The sequence below is a fragment of the Pseudomonas sp. UYIF39 genome (assembly GCF_029963765.1).
Lineage (GTDB): Bacteria > Pseudomonadota > Gammaproteobacteria > Pseudomonadales > Pseudomonadaceae > Aquipseudomonas.
The window spans coordinates 1-9,650 of record NZ_JALBYU010000053.1 but is presented as its reverse complement, the minus strand read 5'-3'; the positions used below and the strand labels follow the sequence as shown (position 1 = coordinate 9,650).

At 59.9% G+C, this 9,650-nt stretch carries 11 protein-coding genes; 9 read left to right on the top strand and 2 right to left on the bottom strand.

Annotation, left to right across the window (positions count from 1 at the left end):
- Positions 1-83: 83 nt before the first annotated feature.
- Positions 84-734 (bottom strand): hypothetical protein, encoded by a 651-nt coding sequence (locus MO767_RS30490; RefSeq protein WP_282483561.1) that lies wholly within the window; start codon positions 732-734, stop codon positions 84-86.
- Positions 735-1,105: 371 nt separating this feature from the next.
- Between MO767_RS30490 and coxB the strand changes: the two genes are divergently transcribed.
- The 4 genes from coxB to MO767_RS30470 all read left to right on the top strand — a co-directional run bounded on the left by coxB (position 1,106) and on the right by MO767_RS30470 (position 5,394).
- Complete coding sequence (coxB, locus tag MO767_RS30485) at positions 1,106-2,233, top strand: cytochrome c oxidase subunit II (protein ID WP_046044862.1); 1,128 nt, start codon at positions 1,106-1,108, stop codon at positions 2,231-2,233.
- Between the two features lie 82 nt (positions 2,234-2,315).
- Entirely contained in the window at positions 2,316-3,902 is a 1,587-nt protein-coding gene (gene ctaD / locus MO767_RS30480; RefSeq protein ID WP_027926130.1) for a cytochrome c oxidase subunit I, read from the top strand.
- Positions 3,903-3,929: 27 nt separating this feature from the next.
- Positions 3,930-4,481, top strand: coding sequence for a cytochrome c oxidase assembly protein (locus tag MO767_RS30475; protein WP_282483560.1), 552 nt, complete (start codon positions 3,930-3,932; stop codon positions 4,479-4,481).
- Positions 4,482-4,506: 25 nt separating this feature from the next.
- The gene (locus MO767_RS30470) at positions 4,507-5,394 is read left to right on the top strand and encodes a cytochrome c oxidase subunit 3 (RefSeq protein ID WP_282483559.1); all 888 of its coding nucleotides are present in this window, start codon (positions 4,507-4,509) and stop codon (positions 5,392-5,394) included.
- Positions 5,395-5,398: 4 nt separating this feature from the next.
- On the opposite strand, the gene MO767_RS30465 is transcribed toward MO767_RS30470, so the two are convergent.
- A complete protein-coding gene (locus MO767_RS30465; protein ID WP_094469789.1) occupies positions 5,399-5,602 on the bottom strand; it encodes a twin transmembrane helix small protein in 204 nt (67 codons plus the stop codon).
- A 70-nt stretch (positions 5,603-5,672) separates the two neighbouring features.
- Here MO767_RS30465 and MO767_RS30460 point away from each other — a divergent pair, with 70 nt between their 5' ends.
- The 5 genes from MO767_RS30460 to MO767_RS30440 are packed head-to-tail and all read left to right on the top strand — an operon-like array spanning position 5,673 to position 9,581.
- Positions 5,673-6,413, top strand: a complete 741-nt coding sequence (locus tag MO767_RS30460) for an SURF1 family protein (RefSeq protein ID WP_282483558.1) — start codon at positions 5,673-5,675, stop codon at positions 6,411-6,413.
- Positions 6,379-6,972 carry a hypothetical protein gene (locus tag MO767_RS30455; protein ID WP_282483557.1) on the top strand — a complete coding sequence of 198 codons (594 nt, stop codon included), beginning with the start codon at positions 6,379-6,381 and terminating at the stop codon, positions 6,970-6,972. Before MO767_RS30460 ends, MO767_RS30455 begins: the two co-directional genes overlap by 35 nt.
- A gap of 10 nt (positions 6,973-6,982) precedes the next feature.
- Positions 6,983-8,062: a COX15/CtaA family protein gene (locus tag MO767_RS30450; protein ID WP_282483556.1), complete on the top strand. Its 1,080-nt coding sequence runs from the start codon at positions 6,983-6,985 to the stop codon at positions 8,060-8,062.
- A complete protein-coding gene (gene cyoE / locus MO767_RS30445) occupies positions 8,050-8,949 on the top strand; it encodes a heme o synthase (protein ID WP_008152463.1) in 900 nt (299 codons plus the stop codon). Before MO767_RS30450 ends, cyoE begins: the two co-directional genes overlap by 13 nt.
- A complete protein-coding gene (locus MO767_RS30440) occupies positions 8,946-9,581 on the top strand; it encodes an SCO family protein (RefSeq protein WP_282483555.1) in 636 nt (211 codons plus the stop codon). The genes cyoE and MO767_RS30440 overlap by 4 nt, the downstream gene beginning before the upstream one ends.
- Positions 9,582-9,650: the final 69 nt, after the last annotated feature.

Sequence of the window (9,650 nt, the reverse complement as noted above, 5' to 3'; positions counted from 1 at the left end):
TGATCATTCAACATTAATGTCGACTGACACACCGCAATCGCGAGCAAGCTCGCTCCCACAGGGGATTGTGTCGGGGCTAAAGATCAAGCCGCTGGCTGATCCAGCTCCAGGCCTACACCCAGTTGGCGCGACAGGCACGGCCAGCGCTTCCATGCAGCGCCGGTGTCCGGGCTGTTGAGTTTCTCGCGGTAGGCTTCCACCGACTCCAGCGCAAAACTCTCTTCGTTGAGCATCTCGTCCACGGCGTGATGCACCGCCTCATCCAGTTGATTGGCAAACTCCTCGCCGATCAGTTGGTGGGCAATCAGGTTGGCAACAGTCATGTCCAAGGGGATCAGTGGCTGGCCAAAATGCTTGATGTACAGGTCATTGACCTCTTCGACCAGTCGGTGCGCCAGGTAGGCTTCGTCCAGCAGGCTGTCCAGACCGACGTGACCGACCATGATCGCCGGCGGCTGAAGGAAGAACTGCTCGGCGATTTTCAGCACCGGTTTGATCTGTGATTCGATACCCGCTTCCCTGGCGACTTCATTGGCTGCGTCCAGCAGGTCCGGCACTTGCTCTATATACGCGGCCACAAAGCGCGTCATCACGCCGTTGGCGTCGACATCCGGCAATTGGATGGCGGAGTGAAGGTGTGGCAGTTGGGTTTCCAGCTGACGAGTCAGCTGGCCGGTTTCGGCTTCGTGTTGTTGGGCTTTTTGGATCTGCTCGCGCAATGCGGCGGTGTTCATGAAAACTCCAGGAAACAAAGGCAATGAAATAGGGAAGATATAACTTAGCTGGCATACGAAAAATGCTAAGACGCATTTGTCATAATTATTTCATCCTTGAGACATCAAAGTTATATCGGTTTGCCACCACTCGTCTGCATCCTTCTCCATTCGTGCCCTGGAACGCAAGTCCCAGCTGTTTCAGATGATTTACGCCGTCACATTGCGAGGTGCCAGTCGCTGTCTATACTCGGGTGGGAATGGAGTTAGCTGATGACGCCCGACTGCACACGCAGCAAGGCTCGGCGATTCAAGTTCGTAGTCTGAAAAAGCCGCTCCCTTGCCGCAGGTGAAAGCCGGCGGGATAACAAGAACGATAAGGGGAACCCGCAATGATGCGACATCCACATGTCTGGATGGGCCTCCTGTTGTGGTCGATTTTCAGTCAGGCACAAGCGGCCTGGACTGTGAATATGGCGCCTGGAGCGACTGAAATCAGTCACGCAGTATTTGACCTGCACATGACCATTTTCTGGATCTGTGTAGTGATCGGCATCATCGTCTTCGGCGCCATGTTCTGGTCGATGATTCTCCACCGCCGCTCGACCGGGCAGGTGGCTGCAAAATTTCATGAAAGCACCACCGTTGAAATCCTCTGGACCATCGTGCCCTTCCTGATCCTGGTGGCCATGGCGGTTCCCGCGACTGCAACCCTGATCAAGATGTACGACGCCAGTGAGCCGGATATCGATATCCAGGTCACGGGCTATCAGTGGAAGTGGCACTACAAATACCTGGGCCAGGACGTTGAGTTCTTCAGCAACCTGACCACGCCCGCCGATCAGATTCACAACAAGGAAGCCAAGAGCGAGCACTACTTGCTTGAGGTCGATAAGCCTTTGGTGCTGCCGATCGGCGCCAAGGTGCGCTTCCTGGTGACTTCCGCCGACGTCATCCACTCCTGGTGGGTGCCGGCCTTTGCGGTCAAGCGCGATGCGATTCCGGGGTTCGTCAACGAAGCCTGGACCCGCGTCGACAAGCCCGGCATCTACCGCGGTCAATGCGCCGAGTTGTGCGGCAAGGACCACGGCTTCATGCCGATCGTGGTCGAGGTCAAGGAAAAGGCCGATTACGAAAAATGGCTGGGCGAGCGCAAGGCTGAAGCCCTGCAGCTCAAAGAGCTGACCAGCAAGGAATGGACCCTCGACGAGCTCAAAGAGCGCGGCGACAAGATCTATCACACCACCTGCGTCGCCTGTCACCAGGCCGAAGGTCAGGGCCTGCCGCCGATGTTCCCGGCACTCAAAGGCTCGAAAATCGCCACCGGGCCGAAAGAAGGGCACCTGAGCCTTGTCTTCCACGGCAAGCCCGGCACCGCCATGGCGGCGTTCGGCAAGCAGCTCTCGGAAGTCGATATCGCGGCGGTCGTGACCTACGAACGTAACGCCTGGGGCAACAACAAAGGCGACATGGTCACCCCTAAAGAAGTGCTGGAGCTGAAACAGGCGGAAAGCAAATGACCCGGTCTATTGCGCGTGTAAGGAACCGGTCGGGGCAACGCGCCCCGGCCTGCCCAGCCCATCTGTTTGCAGGAGACAGGCCATGAGCGCTGTTATCGATGACCACGGTCACGCCGACCACGCCCACGGCCCCGCCAAAGGCCTGATGCGTTGGGTGCTGACCACCAACCACAAAGACATCGGCACGCTGTACCTGTGGTTTGCGTTCACCATGTTCCTGCTCGGCGGTTCGTTCGCGATGGTGATTCGCGCCGAACTGTTCCAGCCGGGGCTGCAAATCGTCGAGCCGGCGTTCTTCAATCAGATGACCACCATGCATGGCCTGGTGATGGTATTCGGTGCGGTGATGCCGGCCTTCGTCGGTCTCGCCAACTGGATGATCCCGTTGATGATCGGCGCGCCGGACATGGCCCTGCCACGGATGAACAACTTCAGCTTCTGGCTACTGCCGGCGGCGTTCATCCTGCTGGTATCGACCCTGTTCACCCCCGGCGGTGGACCGAACTTCGGCTGGACGTTCTACGCCCCGCTGTCGACGACTTACGCACCGGAAAGCGTGACCTTCTTCATCTTCGCCATCCACTTGATGGGGATCAGTTCGATCATGGGCGCGATCAACGTGATCGCCACCATCCTCAACCTGCGCGCCCCCGGCATGACGCTGATGAAAATGCCGCTGTTCGTCTGGACCTGGCTGATTACCGCATTCCTGCTGATCGCGGTGATGCCGGTACTGGCCGGCTGCGTGACGATGATGCTGATGGACATCCACTTCGGCACCAGTTTCTTCAGTGCCGCCGGCGGTGGTGATCCGGTGTTGTTCCAGCATGTGTTCTGGTTCTTCGGCCACCCCGAGGTGTACATCATGATCCTGCCGGCCTTTGGTGCCGTCAGCTCGATCATCCCGACCTTCTCGCGCAAACCGTTGTTCGGCTACACCTCGATGGTCTATGCGACGGCGAGTATCGCGTTCCTGTCGTTCATCGTCTGGGCGCACCACATGTTCGTGGTCGGCATTCCGCTGGTGGGCGAGTTGTTCTTCATGTACGCCACGCTGCTGATCGCGGTGCCGACCGGCGTGAAGGTGTTCAACTGGGCCAGCACCATGTGGCAAGGCTCGCTGACCTTCGAGACACCGATGCTGTTTGCGGTGGCGTTCGTGATCCTGTTTTCCATCGGCGGTTTCTCCGGGTTGATGCTGGCCATTGCCCCGGCGGACTTCCAGTACCAGGACACCTACTTTGTGGTCGCGCACTTCCACTATGTACTGGTGCCGGGAGCCATCTTCGGGATCTTCGCCTCGGCCTACTACTGGATGCCGAAATGGACCGGCCACATGTACGACGAAACCCTCGGCAAGCTGCACTTCTGGCTGTCGTTCATCGGCATGAACATGGCGTTCTTCCCGATGCACTTCGTGGGGCTGGCGGGCATGCCGCGGCGAATTCCTGACTACAACCTGCAGTTCGCCGACTTCAACATGGTGTCGTCGATCGGTGCGTTCATGTTCGGTGCCACGCAGATCTTCTTCCTGTTCATCGTGATCAAGACCATCCGTGGTGGCCCGCCAGCACCGGCCAAACCGTGGGATGGGGCCGAAGGTCTGGAATGGAGTATTCCGTCGCCGGCGCCATATCACACCTTCACCACGCCGCCGGAAGTGAAATGAACGCTGTAGCACTCGAGGCCCGCCACCATGGCTGATTCTATCTCGTTGAAGAAGCTGGTCACGCGCCTGCTGTTGGTGGTGGTGGCGATGTTTGTCTTCGGGTTTGCCCTGGTGCCGATCTACGACGTGATGTGCAAGGCGTTCGGCATCAACGGCAAGACGGCCGGGCAGTACGAGGGCGAGCAAACGGTCGACACTTCGAGGCAGGTTCGCGTGCAGTTTCTGACGACCAACGCTGCCGACATGTCTTGGGATTTCTACCCCAAAGGTGACGAGCTGACAGCCAACCCGGGCGCGGTGAGCGAGATGATTTTCATCGCCCATAACCCCACCGATCGACCGATGAGCGCCCAGGCGGTTCCGAGCATCGCGCCCAGCAACGCGGCGGCGTACTTCCACAAGACCGAATGTTTCTGCTTTACCCAGCAAGTGCTGCAGCCCGGTCAACGGATCGAGATGCCGGTACGTTTCATCGTTGACCGTGACATGCCCAAGGATGTGAAGCACCTGACGCTGTCTTACACGCTGTTCGATATCACCGCCCGACATCCACCGGTGGCTGTAAATACTGGCGGCTGAGCGTGCCCGATAAGGAGAACAATAAATGGCAACTCATGAACACTATTACGTACCGGCCCAAAGCAAATGGCCGATCATTGCCACCGCCGGCATGCTCACCACCGTGTTCGGCCTGGCCACCTGGTTCAACGACCTGAAAGCGGCGCGGCCGGAGTCCCACGGCCCGCTGATCTTTTTCGTCGGTGGCCTGCTGCTGGCCTACATGCTGTTCGGCTGGTTCGGTACGGTGATCAAGGAAAGCCGCCAAGGGTTATACAGCGCACAGATGGATCGCTCGTTCCGCTGGGGTATGAGCTGGTTCATCTTCTCGGAGGTGATGTTCTTCATCGCGTTCTTCGGCGCACTGTTTTATGTGAGAAACATCTCCGGCCCGGCGCTCGGGGGTGAAGGGGTCAAAGGTATAGCGCACATGCTCTGGCCGAACTTCCAGTTCGCCTGGCCATTGCTGCATACCCCTGACCCGAAACTCTTCCCGCCACCCAAGGAAGTCATCAGCCCTTGGGGCCTGCCGCTGCTCAATACCGTTTTGCTGGTCAGTTCCAGCGTCACCGTGACCATCGCTCACCACGCCTTGAAAAAGGGCCATCGCGGCGCGCTGAAAATCTGGCTGGCGCTCACTGTGCTGCTGGGTTGCGCGTTCCTTGGTTTTCAGGCCGAAGAATACATGCATGCCTACCACGAACTGGGCCTGACGCTCGGTTCGGGCATCTACGGCGCGACTTTCTTCATGCTCACCGGCTTCCACGGCGCCCACGTGACCATCGGCACCATCATCTTGTTTGTGATGTTGATGCGGATCATGCGCGGGCACTTCGACGCCGAGCACCAGTTCGCGTTTGAAGCGGCGAGCTGGTACTGGCACTTCGTGGACGTGGTGTGGATCGGTCTGTTCGTTTTCGTCTACGTGCTCTGAGGCTTTACCAAGGCGCAGTAGAGACCAACTGGCCGCTGAAAAAACCCCAGGCAATCAAGCCGACGGTAATGGCGGCCAGCGCAACACGAACACTCAAGGCAATGACGAGGCGGTTCGAGCTGCTGTCGTCCTTGACCAAAAAAAACAGGCCGCTGAACAGGCTGACAACCGTGGCAATCAGCATCAGGACGATGGCTGCTTTGAGCATGGTGAGACTCCGGGGGAAAGGCGATGCACTTGAGTATAGCTATCGCGACTAGCGACTTTCTGGCGACGCCATGAAGCGCTTTCGGCCGGGCATCGTGCCGACCCTGGTGGTCGCGGTATTGTTGCCCATGCTGGTGTCACTCGGGTTCTGGCAATTGAGCCGGGGCGCAGAGAAAAGCGCGCTGCTGCAAAGCTACACCGAGCGCCGCGCAGCTGAACCGATGGCCAACACCGAGCTGCAACACTCTGCAGATCCGGCCTTCCGCCGGGTTCACCTGCACGGCCAGTTCGATGCCGCTCACAGCCTGTTGCTGGATAACCGTCAGCGCGACGGCAAGGTGGGCGTCGAGCTGCTGCAACCGTTTCAGGATCAGGCGACCGGGCTCTGGCTGCTGGTCAATCGCGGCTGGCTGCCATGGCCGGATCGCCGCACGCCACCGCAATTCACCACCCCGACTCAGGCATTGAGTCTCGTTGCCTGGGTCTACGTCTCCCCCGGCGCCACCTTCCAATTGCACGCCGACCCGAACACCACGACCTGGCCACAACTGATCACCGCGGTCGAGCCGGCCAAGCTCTGGACGGCGCTGGATCGCGAAGGTTTTGCCTACGAATTACGCGCAGAAAACGGCCCCGCGTCCTACCAGGCCGATTGGCCGGTGGTGGCCATGGGGCCGGAAAAACACCTGGCTTATGCCGTGCAGTGGTTCGCCATGTCGATCGCCCTGTTCGGCCTCTATCTTTATCTCGGCTGGCACAACGCAAAGGAGAAACACCATGGGAGCGGCCATGAATCCACCCAGCATGTCTGAGGCGAAAACGCCGGCGAGTCGGCGTAAAGGTCGCTTGCAGTTACTGCTGATCCTGCTTGGGGTGATCGGTCCGATGATCCTCGCCACCGGCATGTACAAATTGCAGTTCTGGGTGCCGGAAGGTCGCAGCTATCACGGCGAACTGATCGGCAACGGCCAGACCCGCGCCGACCTCGGCGTGCAGGCGCAGGAGGATCGTTGGCAGATACTGGTGACCGCGCCCAAGGATTGCTCGGTGGACTGCCAGCAACTGGTGTACCTGGCGCGGCAGATCCAGATCGGCCTTGGCCGTGATGCCGGACGCGCCAGTCATGCCTTGGCCGCGGCACAACCGTTGAGCGCCGACTATGAGGCCAAGCTGACTCGCGAATATCCGCAACTGCAGCGCTACCCGATGGACCTCACGACTTTCAGTAAAACCACGGGCGACAAGCCCGCACCACAGCTGTGGATCATCGACCCTCACGGCAATCTGGTGCTGCGCTACGACCCGACGGTGAAGGGTAAGGACTTGCTCAACGACCTGCGCCATTTGCTGAAACTGTCGAACATCGGATAAGGGCATCGTCATGGCCAAACCTGGATTTCGCCTCGCGCTGTTTGCCACCTTGCTGGCACTGATTGTGGTGTTGCTCGGCGCCTACACCCGCCTGACCCACGCCGGCCTCGGCTGCCCGGACTGGCCGGGTTGCTATGGCTTTATCAGCGTGCCGAAAAGCGAAGCTCAATTGGCCCATGCCGAACTGCATTTCCCCGATACGCCAGTCGTTGCTCACAAAGGCTGGAACGAGATGATCCACCGCTACTTCGCCGGCACGCTGGGGCTGTTGATCTCGGTGCTGGCCGGCCGCGCCTGGGTCCATCGTCGTCATCCAGGGCAGCCGGTGAAGTTGCCGCTGTTTCTGTTGGCGGTGGTGTTCGCCCAGGCAGCATTCGGTATGTGGACGGTAACGCTCAAGCTCTGGCCGCAAGTGGTCACTGGGCATTTACTCGGTGGTTTTGCGACGTTGAGTCTGTTGTTTTTACTGACCTTGCGACTGTCCGGCGTACTACCAGCGCTGACCGTGCCACGGCGTTTGCAGTACTGGGCGACCGCAGGTTTGCTGCTGGTGATCCTGCAAATTGCCTTGGGTGGATGGGTCAGTTCCAACTACGCGGCGGTGGCCTGTATCGACTTCCCGACCTGTCATGGGCAATGGCTGCCGCCTGCGGACTTCGCCAACGGTTTTCACCTGACTCAACACATCGGCCCCAATTACCTCGGCGGGCAACTGGACAGCGATGCCCGCACCGCGATTCATCTGACTCACCGCATCGGCGCATTGTTAGTGACGCTGGTGCTACTCGGCTTGACGTGGCAACTGAAGGTGGTCGGCATGACTCGCCTGGCGGGGCTGGTACTGATCGCACTCGCCGCGCAGATCACCCTCGGCATCAGCAATGTGCTGTTTCACCTGCCTCTGCCAGTGGCCGTCGCGCACAACGCGGGCGGCGCGGCGCTATTGCTGACGATGGTGCTGGTCAATTATCACGCGCGAACCAGTCTGGTTCGGGTCAAGCAGCAACCCCCTGCACGCTGGCGGTTCAGCCCGCGCAAACACTCAGTCGGGCCCATAACAATAAAAGGAGAGATGCCATGGCGACTCTGATCGGAGCACGTCACAGTCAGGCGATCTGGCGTGACTACCTGGAGCTGACGAAGCCGAAAGTGGTGGTGCTGATGCTCATCACCTCGCTGGTGGGGATGTTCCTCGCGACCCGCGCCGGGGTGCCGTGGACGGTGCTGGTGTTCGGCAATCTGGGGATCGCCTTGTGTGCCGGTGGTGCGGCGGCGGTCAACCATGTCGTGGACCGGCGCATCGATGCGGTCATGGCCCGCACGCACAAACGTCCCCTGGCCGAAGGCCGGGTGTCGCCGGCGGCCGCGCTGACGTTTGCCTTGGTATTGGCGGTGCTTGGGCAAGCCATACTGCTGGCCTTCACCAATCCGCTGACGGCCTGGCTGACCCTGGCCTCGCTGCTTGGCTATGCGGTTGTCTACACAGGTTTCCTGAAACGCGCGACGCCGCAAAACATCGTCATCGGCGGCCTGGCCGGCGCCGCCCCGCCACTGCTCGGCTGGACCGCCGCTACCGGCCACGTCAGCGCCGAACCTTTGCTGTTGGTGTTGATCATCTTCGCCTGGACCCCTCCGCACTTCTGGGCCCTGGCCATTCACCGCAAAGAGGAATACGCCAAGGCTGACATCCCGATGCTGCCGGTGACCCATGGCGAGCACTACACCAAGGTCCACATCCTGCTTTATACCTTCGCGCTGCTGGCCGTCAGCCTGATGCCGTACGTGATCCACATGAGCGGTGTGCTCTACCTGATTTGCGCGCTGGGACTTGGCGCGAGGTTTCTGCAATGGGCCGTGGTGCTGTACCGTGGCACTCGGCCGCACGCGGCGATCAACACGTTCAAGTACTCTATTTATTACTTGTTCCTGCTGTTTATCGCGCTGCTCGTAGACCACTACTTACTGTTGAACCTATGACTCGAACCCAGAAAACCGTCTTCATCCTCGTTGCCCTGATCGCGCTAGTCCTGGGCCTGACCATCAACAAAGTGCTGTCCGGCAAAGGCCAGGGCGACCCGACCGCTCTGATTGATGCCGGGATCATTCTGCTGCCGCAAAGCCGCAACCTGCCGAACGTGACGATGACCGATCAGGACGGCAAGCCAGTGGCGATCAACGAGCTGAAAGACAAATGGTCGCTGCTGTTCTTCGGCTACACCTTCTGCCCGGACATCTGCCCGACCACCCTCGCCCAGCTGCGCCAGATCAAGAGCGAACTGCCGCCAGAGGCTGTGGCCAAGTTGCAGATCATTCTGGTCAGCATTGACCCGAACCGCGATACGCCCCAGCAGCTCAAGCAATACCTGGGCTACTTCGATCCTCAGTTCAAAGGGCTGACGGCTTCGTCGGTTGAAGACATTCAGAAACTGGCCAACGCGGTGAGCATTCCGTTCATTCCGGCGGATACCAATAAACCGAATTACACCGTCGATCACAGCGGCAACCTGGCGGTGATCGGGCCGGACGGGACGCAGCGTGGGTTCATTCGCGCACCGTTGAATAACGTGAAATTGGTGGCGCAGTTGCCGGTGATGCTGACCCGCAAATAAGCACCACGCCCCCCCGGGGGGGGGGGGGGGGGGGGGGGGGGGGGGGGGGGGGGGGGGGGGGGGGGGGGG

What these genes read in the sequence shown, in the direction of transcription:
- MO767_RS30490 (WP_282483561.1), bottom strand. Translation starts at nt 734, where the DNA reads ATGAACACCGCCGCATTGCGCGAGCAGATCCAAAAAGCCCAACAACAC.
- coxB (WP_046044862.1), top strand. Translation starts at nt 1,106, where the DNA reads ATGATGCGACATCCACATGTCTGGATGGGCCTCCTGTTGTGGTCGATT.
- ctaD (WP_027926130.1), top strand. Translation starts at nt 2,316, where the DNA reads ATGAGCGCTGTTATCGATGACCACGGTCACGCCGACCACGCCCACGGC.
- MO767_RS30475 (WP_282483560.1), top strand. Translation starts at nt 3,930, where the DNA reads ATGGCTGATTCTATCTCGTTGAAGAAGCTGGTCACGCGCCTGCTGTTG.
- MO767_RS30470 (WP_282483559.1), top strand. Translation starts at nt 4,507, where the DNA reads ATGGCAACTCATGAACACTATTACGTACCGGCCCAAAGCAAATGGCCG.
- MO767_RS30465 (WP_094469789.1), bottom strand. Translation starts at nt 5,602, where the DNA reads ATGCTCAAAGCAGCCATCGTCCTGATGCTGATTGCCACGGTTGTCAGC.
- MO767_RS30460 (WP_282483558.1), top strand. Translation starts at nt 5,673, where the DNA reads ATGAAGCGCTTTCGGCCGGGCATCGTGCCGACCCTGGTGGTCGCGGTA.
- MO767_RS30455 (WP_282483557.1), top strand. Translation starts at nt 6,379, where the DNA reads ATGGGAGCGGCCATGAATCCACCCAGCATGTCTGAGGCGAAAACGCCG.
- MO767_RS30450 (WP_282483556.1), top strand. Translation starts at nt 6,983, where the DNA reads ATGGCCAAACCTGGATTTCGCCTCGCGCTGTTTGCCACCTTGCTGGCA.
- cyoE (WP_008152463.1), top strand. Translation starts at nt 8,050, where the DNA reads ATGGCGACTCTGATCGGAGCACGTCACAGTCAGGCGATCTGGCGTGAC.
- MO767_RS30440 (WP_282483555.1), top strand. Translation starts at nt 8,946, where the DNA reads ATGACTCGAACCCAGAAAACCGTCTTCATCCTCGTTGCCCTGATCGCG.